The 20,262-nt window shown below is 45.4% G+C and carries 15 protein-coding genes; 10 read left to right on the top strand and 5 right to left on the bottom strand.

The window, feature by feature from the left end:
* Nucleotides 1–110: 110 nt before the first annotated feature.
* Nucleotides 111–770 carry an alpha/beta fold hydrolase gene (locus tag JUB15_RS15015; RefSeq protein WP_207513308.1) on the bottom strand — a complete coding sequence of 220 codons (660 nt, stop codon included), beginning with the start codon at nucleotides 768–770 and terminating at the stop codon, nucleotides 111–113.
* 138 nt (nucleotides 771–908) lie between these two features.
* Here JUB15_RS15015 and JUB15_RS15010 point away from each other — a divergent pair, with 138 nt between their 5' ends.
* From JUB15_RS15010 to JUB15_RS14980, 7 genes are all read left to right on the top strand, one after another.
* On the top strand, nucleotides 909–2,276 hold the full coding sequence (locus JUB15_RS15010) for a pyridoxal-phosphate dependent enzyme (protein ID WP_207513307.1): 1,368 nt from the start codon (nucleotides 909–911) through the stop codon (nucleotides 2,274–2,276).
* Between the two features lie 1,223 nt (nucleotides 2,277–3,499).
* Nucleotides 3,500–4,279 (top strand): helical backbone metal receptor, encoded by a 780-nt coding sequence (locus JUB15_RS15005; protein WP_207513306.1) that lies wholly within the window; start codon nucleotides 3,500–3,502, stop codon nucleotides 4,277–4,279.
* Between the two features lie 13 nt (nucleotides 4,280–4,292).
* The gene (locus tag JUB15_RS15000) at nucleotides 4,293–4,445 is read left to right on the top strand and encodes a hypothetical protein (RefSeq protein ID WP_207513305.1); all 153 of its coding nucleotides are present in this window, start codon (nucleotides 4,293–4,295) and stop codon (nucleotides 4,443–4,445) included.
* A gap of 54 nt (nucleotides 4,446–4,499) precedes the next feature.
* Nucleotides 4,500–5,591 (top strand): hypothetical protein, encoded by a 1,092-nt coding sequence (locus JUB15_RS14995; RefSeq protein WP_207513304.1) that lies wholly within the window; start codon nucleotides 4,500–4,502, stop codon nucleotides 5,589–5,591.
* 18 nt (nucleotides 5,592–5,609) lie between these two features.
* Nucleotides 5,610–6,482 (top strand): MBL fold metallo-hydrolase, encoded by an 873-nt coding sequence (locus JUB15_RS14990; RefSeq protein WP_207513303.1) that lies wholly within the window; start codon nucleotides 5,610–5,612, stop codon nucleotides 6,480–6,482.
* Between the two features lie 237 nt (nucleotides 6,483–6,719).
* Nucleotides 6,720–7,787, top strand: a complete 1,068-nt coding sequence (fbaA, locus tag JUB15_RS14985) for a class II fructose-bisphosphate aldolase (protein ID WP_207513302.1) — start codon at nucleotides 6,720–6,722, stop codon at nucleotides 7,785–7,787.
* Nucleotides 7,788–8,090: 303 nt separating this feature from the next.
* Entirely contained in the window at nucleotides 8,091–9,149 is a 1,059-nt protein-coding gene (locus JUB15_RS14980) for a class I fructose-bisphosphate aldolase (protein ID WP_207513301.1), read from the top strand.
* Between the two features lie 305 nt (nucleotides 9,150–9,454).
* Here the strand turns inward: JUB15_RS14980 and JUB15_RS14975 are convergent, their stop codons facing one another.
* The 3 genes from JUB15_RS14975 to pafA all read right to left on the bottom strand — a co-directional run bounded on the left by JUB15_RS14975 (nucleotide 9,455) and on the right by pafA (nucleotide 15,747).
* The gene (locus JUB15_RS14975; protein ID WP_207513300.1) at nucleotides 9,455–9,898 is read right to left on the bottom strand and encodes a hypothetical protein; all 444 of its coding nucleotides are present in this window, start codon (nucleotides 9,896–9,898) and stop codon (nucleotides 9,455–9,457) included.
* Nucleotides 9,899–10,970: 1,072 nt separating this feature from the next.
* Complete coding sequence (locus JUB15_RS14970; protein WP_207513299.1) at nucleotides 10,971–13,832, bottom strand: M16 family metallopeptidase; 2,862 nt, start codon at nucleotides 13,830–13,832, stop codon at nucleotides 10,971–10,973.
* 250 nt (nucleotides 13,833–14,082) lie between these two features.
* Nucleotides 14,083–15,747, bottom strand: a complete 1,665-nt coding sequence (pafA, locus tag JUB15_RS14965) for an alkaline phosphatase PafA (protein ID WP_242696354.1) — start codon at nucleotides 15,745–15,747, stop codon at nucleotides 14,083–14,085.
* Between the two features lie 340 nt (nucleotides 15,748–16,087).
* Here pafA and JUB15_RS14960 point away from each other — a divergent pair, with 340 nt between their 5' ends.
* Nucleotides 16,088–17,344, top strand: coding sequence for an aminotransferase class I/II-fold pyridoxal phosphate-dependent enzyme (locus JUB15_RS14960; protein WP_207513298.1), 1,257 nt, complete (start codon nucleotides 16,088–16,090; stop codon nucleotides 17,342–17,344).
* A 289-nt stretch (nucleotides 17,345–17,633) separates the two neighbouring features.
* Entirely contained in the window at nucleotides 17,634–18,080 is a 447-nt protein-coding gene (locus tag JUB15_RS14955; RefSeq protein ID WP_207513297.1) for a hypothetical protein, read from the top strand.
* Nucleotides 18,081–18,882: 802 nt separating this feature from the next.
* On the opposite strand, the gene JUB15_RS14950 is transcribed toward JUB15_RS14955, so the two are convergent.
* Nucleotides 18,883–19,452 carry a thioredoxin family protein gene (locus JUB15_RS14950; RefSeq protein ID WP_207513296.1) on the bottom strand — a complete coding sequence of 190 codons (570 nt, stop codon included), beginning with the start codon at nucleotides 19,450–19,452 and terminating at the stop codon, nucleotides 18,883–18,885.
* 39 nt (nucleotides 19,453–19,491) lie between these two features.
* Between JUB15_RS14950 and JUB15_RS14945 the strand changes: the two genes are divergently transcribed.
* Nucleotides 19,492–20,055, top strand: a complete 564-nt coding sequence (locus JUB15_RS14945; protein ID WP_207513295.1) for a UbiX family flavin prenyltransferase — start codon at nucleotides 19,492–19,494, stop codon at nucleotides 20,053–20,055.
* The last annotated feature ends 207 nt before the right edge of the window (nucleotides 20,056–20,262 follow it).

The following is a 20,262-nucleotide window of genomic DNA, read 5'->3' as shown; positions in this document are numbered from 1 at the left end:
TGGTATTTTACTACATGCCTGTCACCCATCACGGTAGGCCTTTGTTCCCTCCCACTCAGGCGAGAGTGGATGTAGCAAAAAGCAAACCAATCGGACATGGAAAGCACCAGTTAAGACCTGCTTCCCTCAATAAGTGCTTTTTGGAGAAATTCATTGACAAGATGCGGCGCCGTCATGATCATCATGTGACCTTCTTTCTGAATCACATGTGTGGGCTGTGTAAATTTTACCGGCAGAATTTCATCTCTCGTTCCATGAATATGCCATACCGGTTGTGGAACGGTTTCATTTTGCCAGTTCAAAATGGCATGCATGCTCCAGCGGATCAGATCATCATCGCTTTCGTGGATGATCTGCCTTAATAACTTTTTAACCTCATTCTTTTCGCGGGTAAAGAATCGTTTTGCAGCAGCTGCTGATTTCAATAACGATACCGGCACCAGTTTGTGTAATCCTATTTTACCGGCCATGCGAAAATAGCCTGGTAACTGGTTCGATACCGGTACACTGGAAATAAGTATGGTTGCTGATGGATGATATTGTTTGGCGATCTCTATAGCGAGCATGCCGCCAAATGATAAACCTACCAGAGCAAAAGGTTCATTGGTATTGATGCCAGATGCCAGGCGCAGGGCGTATGATGGCAGGGTTTCTTCTTTTTCAGGTGTGATCCAATCCAGGTAAACGGCTTCAAAATTGGCTGGTAATTGTATGTATTTAAATACCCGCTTGTCTGCAGCCATTCCGCTTATAAAATACACTTTCATCATTAAGTTCCCCCGGTACAAATTTACATTGGAATCAACGCTCTTTCCCGACCTGAATGTTAAATAAACAATCCTGCCAAATTAACACGCTCCCCGCGGCAGAAAGGAAAACCTTACCTTTGAAACCATAAACTACATGACATGGATATTAAAAATAATATTCTTGAAACGATTGGAAATACGCCACTTATCAGGCTCAACAAGATCACCCGGCAGCTGCCTGCCACCGTGGTTGCCAAAGTAGATTATTTTAATCCGGGCAACTCCATCAAGGACCGCATGGCCATTAAGATGATCGAAGTAGCCGAACAGGAGGGAAAATTAAAACCGGGTGGAACCATCATTGAATGCACCAGCGGTAATACCGGCATGGGACTGGCACTGGCAGCCTGTGTAAAGGGATATAAATGCATTTTCACGACAACCGATAAACAATCCAAAGAAAAAGTAGATATCCTCAAGGCAGTAGGCGCAGAAGTAATTGTTTGTCCAACCAATGTTGAACCAGATGATCCCCGAAGTTATTATTCAGTAGCCCGCCGCCTGGCTAAAGAGATCCCCAATTCATTTCACTGTAATCAATATGACAACCTGGCTAACCGGCTGGCCCATTATGAAACTACCGGCCCGGAAATCTGGAAGCAAACCGATGGAAAGATCACTCACCTGGTTTGTACAGCCGGCACGGGCGGCACAGTAACAGGCGTGGCTATGTTCCTGAAAGAAAAGAATCCCAATATCAAAATATGGGCGATCGATGTGTATGGTTCTTTGCTTACAAAATACTTTCGCACGGGCGAAGTGGATATGAATGAAGTGCATCCCTATATCTCGGAAGGCTTTGGTGAAGATTTTGTGCCGGAGAATTACGACATGAGCGTCATCGATCATTTTGAGCAGGTGACCGACCGCGATGGGGCTATCATGGCCCGCCGCCTGGCCAAAGACGAAGGCATTTTCTGTGGCTACAGTGCAGGCAGTTGTGTACAGGGACTTTTACAGGTTGCTGCCCAATTCCCTTTGACAAAAGACGACCTGGTGGTTTGTATCTTCCACGACCATGGCAGCCGCTATGTAGCTAAAATATATAATGACCAGTGGATGATGGAACGTGGTTTTATGGATGTAAAGACCTGCAAAGACATCATTAACAGCCGCGCCGCCAAACAGAAGCTCATCACCATTGCACCCGAACACACCGTAGCTGATGCAGTGGAACTGATGCGCAAATACGACATAGAGCATATTCCGGTCATTAATGGCAGCGGTCCCGTTGGCGCCATCAGTGAAAGTGGTTTGTTCCAAAAAGTATTTTCCGATCCTGATATTAAAAATGCTGCCATAGCAACCGTTATGGAACCCGCCTTCCCCGTGGTTGATTTCAATACACCTATTGAAAAGCTGCGCACGTTGATCAATAAAGACAATGGAGCCGTGCTTAGCAAAGATGAGCTGGGGAACTATCATATCGTGACCAAATATGATGTCATTCAGGCACTGGGGAATTAATGTGATGATGTGATAATTCGATAATTTGATAATGAAATACAGCTTAAAATACAGAACGCAAAATGCTTGGCATTGCGTTCTGTATTTTAAGCATTTGCGCTAGGCGTTGAGTATTTGGCGTAAAAACAAAGCGCCCCGGTATTAGCAGGACGCCTTTGTGAAATCTTGTTCAGGTACTTTGGACGGTTTTAACTAAGGACTGGTTTGCTGATAGAGATTTCTGGTTTTCACGATATTGGATACGGGGTACGGATCAAAAACCAAAAAACTATAAAACTAAATCAGGGATTAGGGGTTCTTCTACGTTCAGGAGTAAGGTTGTGTTCGTGTTCTCGGGTACGTGATCTTTCAGGGTACGTCAACAATGTTTTGACAGTACAAAGATGATGATGTTTTTGCGGTGTTGTGACTTTATTCGATCAATGGCATTCCTTCCTCGTTTAATGCAAAGAAATTCCGGATTAAGCTGTGAAGATCCCGTGAAACCCTTACTGGAACAGCGTTTCAGATATATACTTTTTACAAGATGTTTGATCCCGATCAATAAAAAACCAGGCTCCCGTTTCACTGCTTAGTAATACTACTTTACCCCATCAGCAATAATACGTATAACGGGGGTGGACAGCTACTATTTTTGCAGTAAATACCGAACGATTTAAATCGAGAGTTTCTGCGCTTGTTAACATTTCGTTTAGATGTAACTTTGTCTTAGAAGTTGATTGATTACTAATCAATCTAAATCCAATGTTCCAGAAAAACTGTTCGTGTTCAATATCCAATAAAAAACGTAGATCCGGTACCAGTCAACTTCACTTTTTACAATCCGATATCATTCTATAAAATCCATTATCCAGGATCCAATGTCCGTGACAACCGAGTATTCTGTGAAAACCACCAGTATATCCTGTGATCAACCAGTAAATTAAAATCCAACGTCCCATAAAGACCGAGGTAGTTCCAATTCCTGTGTGTTAAAAACCGTCTGCTTAACTCCAATAACCCCTCCTGCTAAAACCGACAATGCTTTTAGCAGGAGGCAGCAGCGGTCCTCAAACGCTTAACGCTACGCAAAACACCCTCCAACTTCATCATTTCTCCTTCAGGTAAAACATTTCCAGCACCATTACAAAAACCAAAGCCTATGTTCAGTACTTTTGCAGCTTTGGTTCCATTATCACATTACATTAGCTAATTAGCACATTAGCTAATTAGCACATTATTTTATGCCAGTTTACATCGATCAGCTGGGCCATGTGCTTGAGCTGCCGGCTACGCCCCGCAGCATTGTATCACTGGTTCCTTCCATAACAGAATTGCTGTACACTTTACAGCTCGATGAACAGGTAACCGGTATAACCAAATTTTGCATTCACCCCCAAAGCTGGTTCCGGCAAAAGACCAGGATCGGCGGCACCAAGAACATCAATACCAGCGCCATTCAACAGTTACAACCGGATCTCATCATTGCCAATAAAGAAGAGAACGTAAAAGCGCAGGTTGAACAACTGGCCAAACAATTCCCGGTATTTACTACAGATGTAAACAACCTCGACGATGCGCTCGAGATGATCGAGCAAATTGGCGCCATCACGGGAACAACCGCTAACGCCAACCACCTGGTGAGCCAGATCAGGTGCGCATTTTCGAACCTCCAGGTTACAAACCATAAACCCAGAACAGGCTATCTCATCTGGCGCAATCCCTATATGACCATTGGCAAGGATACTTTCATTCACGATATGCTTACGCGTTGCGGCTTTACCAATATATTTGGTAATACCACCCGTTACCCTGCCGTTGACACCTGGCAACTGGCCCACTGCGACCTCTTATTACTCTCATCGGAACCATACCCCTTTAAACAGAAACATCTTGATGAACTGCAGGCGCAGTTACCCAATACCAGGATCATGCTGGTCGATGGCGAAATGTTCAGCTGGTATGGCAGCCGGTTGTTGCATGCACCTGCCTATTTTAACAGCTTATTGAAAAGCATCGATTAACTTTGGGTTGAAGTTGAATACTAGTTACCAGTTACCGGTTTCCGGTTACCGGAAATACAAAATGCAGAGGGCTATTTGCAATACGCCCCTGGTAACCTGGACCTGGCAACTGGTAGCTTTTTTACCATTGACCATTGACTATTCACCATTGACCATTGACCATTGACTATTGACTATTCACCATTGACCATTGACCATTGACTATTCACCATTGACGAATATGATTGACATTATAGAGACAAACGAACCGAATAAACCATCCCGTAAAAAACCCATGTTCCCGGTACATGACCGGTTACGCGGCTATTTAAAAAACCATGGCCGTGAAGTGAAGCTGCCAGTATTGTACAATGACCTGCTGCACATCACTTATTCGGTTCCGTTGAAAGATAAAAAAGGGAACGATACGTATTGGGAAACGGTCGTGTACGATATGCGCGACTGGGAGTTTATCCGCAGCGGACTGGTGCAGATGTATGCCATCCTGAAAACAGAGGGCGATCTAACATTCACCAGTCACCTCGATGTGGCCCGCATAGATTATTGCAGCTTCGGTAATTCCAACCCCTTCCGTATCCGCATTGTAAACAAGTATAACGACAATTACGACCATTACTATATCAAGATCGCCGATGCTTCACGCATCTACGGCCTCGAGCTGGAGCATATCCTTTCACCCAACCGTATTACCTACCTTACCAACCAGAACACACTGGTGGAAGAGCATATTCCCGGCATTCCCGGCGATGTATTCATAGCCAATCATCTCAACGATCCGCACACCAACAAGATCAGGCTGGCGAAGGAATTCGTCAAGTTCAATGAACGCTGCTTTGTGCGGTTACTGGGTGATATGCGTTCTTACAATTTTGTGGTGGATATTACACCGGATATTGAAGACTATCAATACCGCATCCGCGCCATCGACTTCGACCAGCAATCCTATGAAGGACGCAAAAATTTGTACATGCCACAGTTCTTCAAAGAGAACTATGCCCTGGTTGACCTGTGCTCGAAACTGCTCAATAAAGAAAGTATTCACCAGTACCAGACGGAAGAACGGACCATGATGGCATTCCGGGTGGCTTCGTCCCGTTTCCGCCTGATGGAACTACTAAACATCATGGCCAAAGACCAGATCTCTGTGCCGGCTAAATTGCACCAGCTGCGCACCGAGCTGGGTGATTATTTTCATAACCAGCAGTTTTACAAATGCAACTCCATGGGCCAGCTGGTAAAACGCCAGTTGAAACAAACCCTGCAAAAGAATTTGAAACTGATCCAGAAGAACCTCGGCAAGTTTGAAGATTGATCTAAATACCCAACCAACATGCATTTCACCATTACCGGTTATTCAACCGCGCTTTTTTCTACCTGGTACTTTATTGAAGAGCTCAAACTCCTGTTCGATGCCGGCGACGGCGTTGCCGCCAGCCTCTTACAGAAAAGCAGAAAAATAGAACATGTTTTTATATCGCATGCCGACCGCGACCATCTCACCGGACTGTTGCAATTCAACCAGCTGAATGCCCGTCCTGGTTTTCCCGTTATATATTATCCCAGAGATTGCGGTTCTTTCCCGGCACTGAAAGACTTCACCACAAAATTCGACCCGCCTGTTTCCAGTGTCGTATGGAATGCTATTACACCCGATAGCAACTTGCGCATTAAAGAAGACATTATCATTAAAGCGGTTCACAACGGACATGTGGCTACGAAAGCAGGGGTAAAAAGTCTCAGCTATAAGGTGATTCAATCGAAATTGAAATTAAAGCCCGAGCTTACGCAGCTTCCGGGCGAACGAATAAGACAGATCATTGAAGAACAGGGCCGGGCAAACACCCATACCGAGGTTCAAACTGTTTTATTGAGTTATTCAGGCGATACTCCGGTAGAAGATGTCACCCGTTGGGAAGATTCAAAAATACTGATCCACGAAGCTACCTTCATGCACGAGGACGACAACCTGATCTACGCTCATGGTAACAAACACAGTTATCTCGAAGAAGTGATGGAAATGGTAAGCCGTTCACGGATTGAACAGCTCATCCTGGGTCACTTTTCAGCACGCTATTCTCAGGAACAGATCGACCGCCGGATCCTGGAGCTTTGTAACCGCTATGCTATCAATATCCCGGTATTCAGGGTGTTGCCTGGCGCCGTGGCCAGCGATATCCTGAAAACAGTACCCGTGAACGCTTAAAAAGGTTAGCTTCATATCATACATTACAATCAATAACTATCCTTTTTGCCTTTAACAAGGTAACCGGAGAATCAATTGGTTATGCAAGACCGGCCGGTTTAGCATGTAACAAATACACCTCTTTCTTTGCTAAATTGACTATCTTCGCGCCTTATTAAAAAAAGAGATAATTTCTTAAAGAATTTCCAACGCTTTTGATACTCAATTAACTAACAAGACGCTTTAACACTGAAAATGATGAAAAAATACAAACCAGGAGTGCTCTTTGGTGAAGAACTGGAAGCCCTGTATAAAGATGCAAAGGAAAACCAGTTTGCTTTACCTGCCGTAAATACAATTGGCACTAATACGATCAATGCGACCCTTGAGACAGCCGCAAAAGTAAACTCACCTGTAATCATTCAATTCTCCAATGGCGGTGCACAGTTCATTGCCGGTAAAGGCATGCCTAACGACCAGTTACAAGGCAATATTTCCGGCGCCATTTCCGGTGCATTGCATATTCATAATGTAGCTAAATATTATGGCGTACCGGTTGTGCTGCACACCGACCATGCCGCTAAAAAATGGTTACCCTGGATCAGTGGTCTCATCGATGCCGGTGAACTCTTCTTCAAAGAGAAAAAACAACCTTTGTTCAGCTCTCACATGCTCGACCTGAGCGAAGAGCCGATCGAGGAGAACATTCATACATCTGTTGAATATTATAAACGCATGCAGCCCCTGGGCATGGGTATTGAGATTGAGCTGGGTGTTACCGGTGGTGAAGAAGATGGCGTTGATAACAGCGGTGTTGAAAATGAAAAATTATATACACAGCCGCAGCACGTAGCGTATGCGTATGAGCAGTTAGGCAAAGTTGGCCGCCTGTTCACCGTAGCTGCTGCATTTGGCAACGTGCATGGTGTTTATAGTCCGGGTAACGTAGAACTGCGTCCCGAGATCCTGAAGAACAGCCAGGAATATATCAAAAAAGAATTCAAGACCGGCGAGAAACCCGTGTACTTCGTATTCCACGGCGGCAGCGGTTCACCCCAACATCAGATCAGGGAAGCCATCAGCTATGGCGCTATCAAAATGAATATCGATACCGATCTGCAATGGGCATTCTGGGAAGGTATTCTCAACTATTACAAAAAAAGCGAAGGATACCTGCAGGATCAGCTGGGCAACCCCGAAGGACCAGACAAACCAAACAAAAAATACTACGATCCGCGGACCTGGTTGCGCAAAGGCGAAGAAAACTTTATTAAACGTTTAGAAATTGCGTTTAATGATTTGAATTGCATCAACAGAAATGCTTAAAGTTTAGAATTTAGTTTCATATTCCTTTACTGGTTTAAAAGATTATGATCTCAGTCCCGGCGGTACCGTCGGGACTTTCGTTGCGTCGCACCCTTGTACGGCATATCTTTGCGCAGCCCGGAAGTTGGAAGTTGGAAGCCGGTAGCCGGAAGCTGGAGGTCGGAAATCAGAAGATGGAAAAAAGCGCGAGCTATTCACCATTGACCATTCACCATTCACCACTAGCTTGTGCATAATTGATGCGTGGCTTATGGTTTGCATACGGCAATTCCATTGACAATTCACGTTAAATTTTAAATAAGTATGCCGTCAAAAAAAATCATCGATCTGCTTGGTGACAAAGCCTCTTATCTGCTCGAACACAAAAGCACGACCATTGACAAATCAACGATCACACTTCCCTCCCCCACCCACATTGAAGACATCTGGTTGAACAGTAACCGCAGCAACCAGGTACTGCGCAGTCTGCAGTCTTTGTTAGGCAATGGCCGCCTGGCCAATACCGGCTTTTGCAGCATCTTCCCGGTTGACCAGGGCATTGAACACAGTGGAGGTTCTGCCTTCTCCCCCAACCCGATCTATTTCGATCCCGAAAACATTATCAAACTCGCCATTGAAGGTGGTTGTAACGCCGTAGCCAGCACGTATGGCGTATTGGGCATTATGAGCCGGAAATATGCGCATCGTATTCCGTTCGTAGTGAAGATCAACCACAACGAATTCCTAAGCCTGCCCAACAAGTACGATCAAACCATGTTTGGTACTATTAAAAGCGCCTGGAATATGGGAGCCGTAGCAGTGGGTGCTACCATTTACTGGGGCTCTGCAGAAAGCGCCCGCCAGTTAAAAGAAGTGGCAGAGGCTTTTGAAATTGCACACGAGCTGGGCATGGCTACCATTTTGTGGTGTTATACCCGTAACAGTGGTTTCAAAGTAGATAATGTGGATTACCATACCGCTGCAGACTTTACCGGACAGGCCAATCACCTTGGTGTTACATTGCAGGCCGATATCATTAAGCAGAAACTGCCTACCAATAACGGCGGTTACCTGGCTACCAAACACGGCAAAACTTCTAACCTGGTGTATGATAAGCTTACGAGCGATCACCCGATCGATCTTTGCCGCTACCAGGTATTGAATTGTTACAGCGGCCGTGTGGGCCTGATCAACAGCGGCGGCGAAAGCAAGGGCGCCAGTGACCTGGCCGATTCAGTATATACAGCTGTGATCAATAAACGCGCCGGTGGTATGGGATTGATCCTTGGCCGCAAAGCATTTCAACGGCCGTTCAAGGAAGGTGTTGAGCTATTACATGCTACACAGGACGTGTACCTGGATAAGGATATCACTGTTGCTTAGTCTTAAGTCGTGCTCCTGCTCTTATTGATGCGAAGCAGGAAGTAACAAGTATGAAGTACGAAGATCCGATTCAGGTTTAGCTTTCAAATAAGAAACAGGTTTCGACATAATTCGAAAAAGCTGGTAGTAAACAGCTAGTGGCAAGTAGGAAAAACAACAACTCAGCGTTCTTCCCATTGGCTACCGGCTATTCGCTGCCAGCTTCTATTTATTACAAAGCATGTTCTTTATTGACGACTTCGTACTTCTTACTTCACTTGCTATATAAACAAAGCATCACTTCACTATACACTTTGCTACTATCCTCAGTCATGATCATGATGACCACGTCCATGTCCGCGACCATGACCATGACCATGATCGCGGTCGTGACCACGTCCATGATGTTTGTAGTGGCCATGTCCATGACCGCGTGGGCCATCATAATAATCGTCGCGGCCGCGGTAATCGCGCCAGCACTGCTGATGGCCCCTGTAGTTTCTGTAACGGGCATATGTTACCCGGTGATCGCTGAAGTGCATGTAAGGCCTTGGACCGCTGCAAACCACTTTATATCCGCTGTACAGATCATAATTGCGGCAGCGGGCAGGTAAATTATAAGAGAACACCCAGTTGGGACCGCTTAAGTACACGAACTGACGCCTGGGCACATAATAGTAACATTCAATATCGGGCAGGTAATAATAATCCACGGAAGCGTAACCGGCAGGTCCCCACATCGGTGGAAAAATCTGTAGAACCCGTTTCATATGTAATCGATTTGGTTATCATTGAGACGCCAAAATACATGCCCTGTTTAAATTAAAATGTGGACAACCGTTCAATTAACAAACTTTAAGCATATAAGCTGTGTTACAGCCGGTTAATCGTTAATGACAACATAAAAGTGATAGTGCGCGGTTGATTTAAGATATTCTTTTCAATTGGTGAATGGTCAATGGTGAATGGCCAATGGTGAGTGGCTCGCTACTATCGAGACTCATAACTAATCTTTCGCCGCCGTAAGCGCTTCTGGTGCCGATTGACGACTCACGGTTGCCGTCTGCCGATTGACGATTGCCGTTTCCCGTCTGCCGATTAACGATGAGGATTGCCGATTGACGACTCACGATTGCCGATTCCCGTCTGCCGTTTCACGATTTGTAATTATGTATTGCATAATGCGCCAACTTCGTTTGTCCGGCGACGTAACCGACTGGCATTGTCAATCTCTGGTAAGGGGTAAAAAAAAAGACAGCCAGCCATGCGGCCGACTGTCGTGATCTAGCAACCCCTAAACCAGCGAAATCGTTAAACGGGTAATTTTCCAGAGCAACTTAACGATGCTTGTATGAACAAAGCTTTACCCGCTACTAATTAAAGCCGGTACTAAGACACCTCTCACCTCCGGGATATCTTACAAATGATTTATGTATTTTTTTTTCTACACACAGGGTTATAAACCTGCATGTCAATCATAACAATTAATGCTGTCTCTAATAGTAATCATGAAGGGCCAAGCTTGTTGTACAACCAAGCAAATAATGAAAGCAAAAACACAACTAGGGAGGAGTTCGCTATATCCGTTTGTTCCTGCAAGTTAGTGGTAAAACTATAATAAAAAAATTTTTTTGGGCTTTTTTATCAATAAAACGAATGAGCAAAATAGTCACGAAGTGCTTGTCCAGACCGTGTTTGCGCAGATTCATCTTTTACCTTTTTCAGCAATATCACGGCCTGGTTCAATTGCACTGCATTTCAATAAAATACACATAGCCATCATAGTAAAGCCCTCCCGAAACACCGGAAGGGCTTTACTATTGTGTATTAGAAATTTAACGCCTAAAATCCTTTCTTAGGTTCTGCAGCCGTTCCTCCATTCGCATTTTCAGGCATTTGAATAGCCAGGAATTCATTGCCACCCAGCACCAGTTTGGCAACTTCCTGTATATCTTTCGGTGTCAATGCATTCACATACTTCTCATAATGAATGAACCGGTCGGGATCGCCACCCTGCAATTTGTACTGCAACAGCTTTTCTACCCAAACGCCGTTCTCTTTCAGGTTCAACTTATGTTGCTCAAGCCATTGCTTTTTTACTTTGTTCAAATAGCTGGTATCGGGCCCTGCAGCTATAATGGATGAAAACTCATGTTTAATGGCTTTTACCAGCGTATCAACTTTTTGCGGGCCGCATGGCAGTTGTACTACAAAACTGTAACTGTTGTAAGGATATTTCTCCAGCTCGGCATACGTACCACCGCCATAAATGCCCTGGATCTTTTCCCGCAATTCTTCAATGATCCTTATGTTCAGCACCTCACTCAATGCATGCGCTTTCAGCTCCGTATCTTCATTGTACGGCGTTTCACCCGTATAAAATGCCAGTATCAGGCTTTGATCTTCTTTACCCTTATTAATAGTGAAAGTTCGTTTGCCTTCTACGGGTCGTACTTTATTATCAGTGAAGCTGAATTTTTTACCGGACACAGGCAAGCTGGCTATATACTTTTCTATGAGCGGTTTAATGTCTGCTTCTTTAAAGCTGCCTGCAAATACAAAATGCATATTGCTGCAATCGCCCAAATGTTCCTGGCGAATTGCCAGCACCCGTTCATAATCGATCTTGTCGAAGTTCGCACTGTTGGGCACGGCCACTGGCGCCAGTGGATGGTTATTGAACAGGGTTTTGTATAAAGTGTCTACAAAGGAAGCCCTTGGATTGGCATCGATCCTGGCGAACTGCAATTTATTCTTTTGCACAAAAGCCCTGAACAAAGCAGTATCGCCGCGTGGCGCTGTACAATGCAGATAGGTTAGCTGAAACAAAGTGGCCAGATCCTTAACGCTGCTACTGCCGCGGTAGCCATCTGAAATGGAAGTGAACACCGGATCTACACTAACTGTTTTACCGGCCAGCACCTTACTGAGATCTGTAGGTGAAAATTGTCCTACCCCCATAGCCACCGTAGCAGGAACCATATATTCAGCGCTGTATTTATCTGCGAGCCCATAACTGTTCTTGCCACCCGGGCGGGTAGCGCCCATAATGATCTGATCGCTTTTAAAATCAGTCGGCTTCAGGGTCACCGTAATGCCATTGCTTAGTGTATATTCTGTTGTACCCAGTTGTACATTTTTTTTAACTACAAGCACTTTGCCTGCTTTCGGTTCTGTGCGCAACAAAGTGGCGGCAATGGCTTTTTCCTGGTATGGTTTAATATCGGCGCGGGCCTTTGCATCAATGATCGCCAGCAGTTCCTGCTCAGTAGGTAATTTTTCAGTTTCCTTTGGCTCCGGACCGCTCATGTACACAAACAGGTTCTTCTGGTCTTTAATGAGTTTCGATACTGCATTCACTTCCGCCAGCGTAATGGCCGGTAACAGCGCTTTCACATACTCATACTCTTTTTCAATACCCGGTATTGGTTCCTGCAGCAGAAAATGATTCATGTATTCTTCTACATAATCGGCCGATTCTGTTTTTGCCCGATTGTTATAGGTTCTCTCATATTGAGCCATTACCGATTTCTTGGCACGCTCTAATTCAGGCGCCGTAAAACCGTACCGCTTTACCCGCTCAATTTCTTCTGTGAGCGCCGCCAGCGCTTTTTGCGGATCACCGGTACCGGCTGCTGCCAGGGCATTGAACGACTCATATCCGCGGGCATAGGAATCAAAATCAGCACCGCCATAGATGAACGGCGGATTTGCTTGCTGGGTCAACTCCTGCAAACGTTCATTCAACATAGACACAAACATCTGTTGAACCAGGTCGTCGCGGTAATCGCCCACAGTTACAGCGGCTGCTTTTTTATAGGCAGGATAATTTATTGCCACCCTGTTATTCGTAGCTTCCTTGTCGGTTACCACCATGGCCTGTGAAGCGGTATAAGGAGGCACATGGGCATATTCCCTTGTACGGGGCGAAGCTGGATTGGTTAACCCGGCAAAATGCTTTTTGACCAGGGCTTCTGCTTTGGCTACCTCAATATCGCCTACCACCACCACAGCCATCAGGTTTGGCCGGTACCAGTCCTTATAAAAACGACGGATATTATCCAGGGGGAAATTTTTAATGATGCTGTCAACACCAATCGGCAGCCGCTTTGCATATTTCGATCCTTCAAACAGCTTCGGGTAAATTTTCCTGAAGATGCGCTCATTGGCGCCTTTGCCCATCCGGCTTTCCTCCAGGATGATGGCTCTTTCGCCATTGATATCATCATCAAGATAGGTTACGTTATGGGCCCAGTCTTCCAGTACCTGAAAACCCTTTTCCAGGTTGCCCGGTTTATCGGTTGGGATGGGCAGCATGTAAACTGTTTCATCAAAACTGGTGTAAGCGTTCAGGTCATTGCCAAAGCCAACGCCAATATCCTGTAAAAAAGATACGATGTCATTTTTTTTGAAGTGGGATGTTCCGTTAAAGGCCATATGTTCCGCCATATGCGCCAGCCCCTGCTGGTCATCATCTTCCAGGATGGAACCGGCATTCAGTACCAGGCGGAGCTCCACTTTCTGTTCAGGCTTTTTATTCTGGCGAATGTAGTACGTGAGGCCGTTATCCAGCTTGCCGATCTTTACTTTGGAATCAACCGGTAGTTTTGCGGACAGGTTTACCTGCGAAAAAGAAGGTTGCATTACAAAGAAGCCAAGCAGCAGCAATAGCCACCGTACTTCAACACGCAAAGTGTACATCATGGTTGTTGTCGTTTTGGATTACAAAAATATTTGGGGTAGCCATAACTTCAACGCCCGTTTGTAAAAAAATGGGCAGGTCGAAGTGAGAGGTCGGAAGCCGGAGGTGAGAAGTGACCTATTCCTCAGAATTGTAACCAAGGTCGGCAGGTAAAAACAAAGGTGAGCCTCGCATACAATAGCGAGCTCACCTTTTTATTATCTTCCGACTTCCGACTTCAGATCTCAGATTTCCGACTTCCGACTTCAGTTATTACTTAACCACCTCTGGGATAACAGCTCCCACGCTGCCACTGGGCATCTGAATGCGCAGCATCGCTGCTAAAGTAGGCGCTATGTCGGTCATATAAGTTTCGCGATTGGTCTTGCCCACAGGGATGCGCCAGCCGTAGAACAACAGCGGGATATGTGCATCGTACGGATTCCAGGCACTGTGGGTTGTACCGGTAGCGCCGCCTTCCATATAGTTCGACTGCAACATAACTTCAATATCGCCACTCAGGCGCTGATTGTAGCCATTGGCTACCATATCGCGTTGTTTGGCAGTGAGCGGCTCTTCCATCAGTTTATCCAGCGCAAATACACGGGAAACCTCGGGTTGACGGCTCAGGTATTTTACAATAGTTTTCTTGATTGCCGCTTCATCGAGTTTCAGGGAATCTATCAGGTTATGATCGAGGTAAAGCTGGTGGTTGTAATTGCCAATGATCAGCTTGCCGTTGCCGTATTTTTCTGAGAGTATGCTACCCAGTTCTTTCAGCCAACGGCTGGCAGGGGCTGTACCACCCGGCAATTTATGTTCTTTCATAAAACCGGGCACATGGGCTACCGCGTGGTCGGCTGATAAAAACACCAGGTACTGGCCTTTACCCACCTTTGCATCGAGGAAATTGAAAAAGCCGCCGAGGTCTTTATCAAGGCGCAGGTAATCATCTTCCTGTTCAACAGAGTTTGGACCAAAGGCATGGCCGATATAATCGGGTGAAGAAAAGCTGATGGCTAACAGGTCAGTGACATTATCGGCGCCCAGTTGTTCATTTACAAGCGCTTCTTTTGCCATTTCAAGCGTTATCACATTACCGTAGGGCGTGCTGCAAACAGCGCCATAATTGGTATTGGTAAACTTTTTCAGGTCATACGGAAAGCCTTTCTGTTCAGCGCCCAGCGGTTTGCCTTCGTATGGTTTTTCGTCGGCAGTGCTTTGGGTATAAGTGTTAATGGGATACAATGTATTCCATCCCATGGCATAGTATTTATCAACCAGCTTGCGGGCGTTGAAATCCTGTACCCATTTGGGAAGTTCATTCATGTAATAGGTAGAAGTTATCCAGTTGCCATTGCGGGAGTCGTACCAGTAGGCAGCATCTGCTGAGTGACCGGCGGGCAGAATACCACCGCGGTCTTTCACGGCTACTCCAATTACTTTGCTTTTGAAATTGGTTGCCAGTTTCAATTCATCGCCTATGGTGGTAACGAACATATTGCGGGGGCTCATAGCGCCAGGCGTGCCGGCGGCAGCACCTACCGTTGTTTCGGCAGTATCTTCTGTACAATACACGCTGCGTCTTTTTTGCGGGTCGTACCAGCCGTTGCCAATTATGCCATGAATGGCAGGTACACTACCGGTATAAATGCAGGTGTGGCCACAGGCAGTGATCGTGGGCACATAGGGGATCATGGTGTTTTCACAGGAGAAGCCCTGGTTCAGAAAACGTTTAAAACCACCATCAGCGGCATAACGGTCATAATAACGATACAGGTAATCCCATCGCATTTGATCTATGACGATACCCACTACCAGTTTGGGCCGGTTTACGGAAGCTGCAGCAGTGCTTGTCTTAGTGGCACTTGTCTTAGTTTGAGCGGGGGTTATGTAACAAAACAGCAAAAAACAGATCGTTGCTAAAAGAAGGCGCATTAAAATTAGTTTTCGCAAAGATAGCCGGCTACCTAAACCGGAACATTAAAATTTTATAAAATCAGCAACACAACCGTTTGCTTAAGAGTTTGATATTGAAATTGTTTCACCACCCGGGTTTTTACACAATTGTTATAGCTGTTCAAATAATCGGGCGCTTTATCCGTTTATCCAACCAAATCCACAGGGAACAGTAACGTTCTAACGGTCGGCCATTAAATCACTTGTTAAAGGCCCCGCCTAAACGATTGTTCTCCCGGGCAGGCATTAAACCATTAAAAGCGCTACCTTTGCGCCATTCGCCAAATACAGCAATAACCCTTTAATTAAAATCCATATTATGGCAGATATTTTTGAAAGATTACTAAAGAATTATGGTCCAATAGGTCAACATCGTGAAAGGGCTCATGGTTATTTTGCATTTCCTAAATTGGAAGGCGAGATCGGGAGCAAAATGAAATTCAGGGGAAAGGAAATGATCGTGTGGAGTTTGAACAATTACCTGGGGTTAGCCAACCATCCTGAGATCCGGAAAGCCGATGCTGAAGGAGCTGCTCAATACGGATTGGCATTGCCGATGGGCGCACGCATGATGAGTGGTAACTCCAACAACCATGAGTTACTGGAAAAAAAGCTGGCCGATTTTGAAGGTAAGGAAGATGCCATTTTATTGAATTTTGGTTACCAGGGTATGGTTAGCCTGATCGATGTGTTGTGCGGACGTCACGACATTATTGTTTACGACGCCGAAAGCCATGCCTGTATTATAGATGGTGTTCGTTTGCACCCCGGTCACCGTTATGTTTTCAAACATAATGATATGGAAGACCTGGAAAAGCAATTGCAACGCGCAACTGCACTGATCGAAAAACAAAAGGCCGGCGGGATCCTGGTGATCACCGAGGGTGTATTTGGAATGGCCGGCGATCAGGGCAAACTGAAAGAAATAGCCGATCTTAAAAAGAAATACGAATTCCGTTTACTGGTTGATGATGCACATGGTTTCGGTACCCTGGGCAAAACCGGCGCCGGCGCTGGTGAAGAGCAGGGCGTACAGGATGAGATCGACCTGTATTTCTCTACCTTCGCTAAATCCATGGCTTCTATCGGTGCATTTATTGCCGGTCCGAAAGCGATCATCGACTATATCCGCTATAATATCCGCAGCCAGATCTTTGCTAAAAGTTTACCAATGCCGCTGGTGATCGGTAACCTGAAACGCCTGGAACTGCTGATGACCCGTCCTGAGCTGAAAGAAAAGCTGTGGGATGTGGCCACCAAACTGCAAAAAGGACTGAAAGAAAGAGGTTTTGATATCGGCAAGACCGATTCAGTGGTTACTCCCGTATATATGAAAGGCGGCGTTGAGGAAGCTACCGCGATGGTAATGGACCTGCGTGAGAACTACGGCATCTTCTGCTCTATCGTAGTTTACCCCGTGATTCCAAAAGGACACATTATTTACCGGTTAATTCCTACTGCGGCTCATACGGACCAGGACATCCATAAAACACTGGAAGCCTTCTCTGCCACCAAGCAAAAACTGGATGCCGGCGCTTATAAAGTTTCTGCCATTCCTGATATGGCCGAAGCGTAAGTTATGCCCTTTTTGACTGCCCGAAACACTGTCAGGAGGTAATAACCAGTCGTCCACCGCGTTCAGGGCCTGATCAACAAATTGATTTACAACATCCCAATACGATCCCGGAGCACTCCTCCGGGATTTTTTTATGAATTAACTCAAAACAGCCGTTTGCCAAATAAGAAACAGGCGGAATAAGCGTTATTACTTATTAGAGATAAAGAGTTTCCAATAGTAAATTGACGTAGAAAAAACACTAATCAGATGAAGTGAATTTTATTCCGGCACCCTAATATCGATATCTATGAAAGCGGTCATTGTGCTGACTTTGCTGCTGTCGCTGCTAACAGCAAGAACAGCAAACGCACAAAGAAAAAGACTACCTGACAGTGTGAACGTACTGATCCGTCTGCATCCGCGGAACCCTTCCAGTCCGCGGGTTGATTCTGTATTGGTGATATTCGACCGGTTCGACCATACCGGGGCCGGGATTGTAAGGAATATCTACTACCCCACTAATAATCAATTCACTATTCCCAAAGTTCCCGAAGGGAAGTATTATATAACCATCTATTGCCTTGGTTTTTACACCGATAAGTTCAACGACCTTATGTTCATCAGCAAAAGGCACAGCAATCACCTGAAGTATAAATTACAAAAGACCGAGGAGTACATTCCCGGCACTTTTCTGCCTGATATGGAGATCGATTTCACCAACCTCGCCATTACCAATATCAAGTCGTTCAGGTAAGCGAAGATGCGCGCCCACACGACCGGTCACCCGCAGCCACTCTTTAGCAGTTGAATCATACCAGGTTGATACCTGGATCGCTTCAGGTTCGTACCTGCTTCGCCAATCTATCGTTACTGTCCCGCAGCTGTTATGTACGTATCTCGAGGATGTCCCGTATCTATAAAGGAACGGCTTATATACGAGACATGTACGAGACATCTACGGAACATGTACGAGACATGGGAGAAGATGGTGCGAAGCAAACCCGGCCCAGGGTACTACCGGGGGCAGAAAAATTAGCCAAAAGGGAGGAAAACAGGAGTTGAGTAAGTAAAAGGGCGCAGGACGGTAAAAACTACAATAAACACCAAAAAAATAGCCTCCCGGAGGGGAGGCTGCACTAATCAAATACCATTAACCATTAAACCTTATCCTATGAAAATTCAAATATAGTATGAATATCTCAAAGTATAGGTCGTGTTATGGGGAAATTTTGCTGTAGACGTTGTTAATTGATTAAAATCAAGGTAAAAATAAACGAAATAATTGAGTTCTTTTCCAATCTGGATAACCTACGCAACCGTTTGCGCTGACATATTATTTATTTATATTCTTTCATTTAATAAAGTGACCACTCGCTTATGGGAAGCGCTTCCTGTGAACATATTCATGCTAAGACACATGTTTAATAATTGATTATAAAACACATAGCTGTTCTTTGTCTTATATATTAACAGGTTGCAGGTATAGCAACCGCTATGTCCCCATGAACCTCCATTCGTGACATCCTTTATTATTCGTTTAATTTATATAGATACACTTACCAGCTTGACTTAAAGTTCTTCTGATAGTCATCAAACGGCACTTTTCCGAATTTGCCTTCGCCGAAATATTTGGCAATGAGTTCAAACTCGCCTGGGTTCAGGTAACCAGGGATGGCTTGCGGTTCGCCATTGACCGGAATAAAGACAGTAGTGGGATATGATAAATGCCCGTTCGTGAGATAAATGGCAAAATCGTGGGTCTTATGCCTTGCATTGAAATTATAGGTTTTGCCGTTCCAGGTGATGGTTTTGCGGCCTTCGGCATCAAATTTCACCGGGTAAAACTTCTGCTGCACATAGCTGCTTACATCCTTGTTCGCATAGGTTTTCCGGTCCATCGTTTTACACCAGCCGCACCAATCGGTGTACAGATCTATCAGCACGGGGCGTTTCTCCTTCTGCAATCCGGCTGCAACATCCTCCAGCGTCATCCACTGCAGCTTTTTGTCAGCTTCTTCTTTTCCGGCCGTTATCCAGTTCCCCTTATCAGCCTTGATCGCCGGCTTTTCTGCACATGAAAAAACAACTATCCAGCAAAACAAAACCGATATTTTCAATGTTTGCATGTGTATTTTTGTTTAACATCATAAATTTAAGTCATTTCCATGCATAAAATCGTGTTGGCCATTACCGGCGCCAGCGGCAGCATTTACGCCCGCCTATTGATCGAGAAACTGCTCACCATCAAACAACAGTGGCAGGATGTAGCCGTAGTAATGACCGACAACGCCAAACAGGTGTGGGAAACCGAACTGGGCAACAAGGACTATACCCAATACCCCGTCTCTTTTTATACGACCAAAGACTTTACTGCGCCCTTTGCATCCGGTTCAGGCCGGTACAATACCATGATCATTGCCCCCTGCTCTATGGGCACTTTGGGCCGCATTGCTTCAGGCGTATCAAGCGATCTCATTTCGCGCGCCGCCGACGTAGTGCTAAAAGAACGGCGCAGGCTCATTTGCCTGGTGCGTGATACCCCGTATAATCTGGTGCACATAAGGAATATGGAGACCGTTACCCTGGCCGGCGGTATAATTTGCCCCGCTACCCCTTCTTTTTACAGCCGTCCAACGACTTTGGAAGAAGCGGTGGCCACGGTGACTGACCGCGTGCTTGATCTGGCGGGATTGGACATTACTACTTATAGATGGGGCGCTAACGAATAAGATAATATACCTGTTAAAGCGTTACAGGTCACAAGTTGCAGGTTACAGGGCCTATCTATCAGTCAGCTCTTAACCGGTTACGTGTTATAGGTAACATATTAAAGCGTTACAAGTTACAGGTTCGTTAGAGAGCCCATATTTTACCCTGCCCTTAAACCGGTTACGAGTTATAGGTAACTTATTAAAGCGTTACAGGTTACAAGCTGC

Source organism: Longitalea luteola (assembly GCF_017356035.1).
Lineage (GTDB): Bacteria > Bacteroidota > Bacteroidia > Chitinophagales > Chitinophagaceae > Niastella > Niastella luteola.
This window is presented reverse-complemented; position numbering and strand designations above follow the sequence as displayed.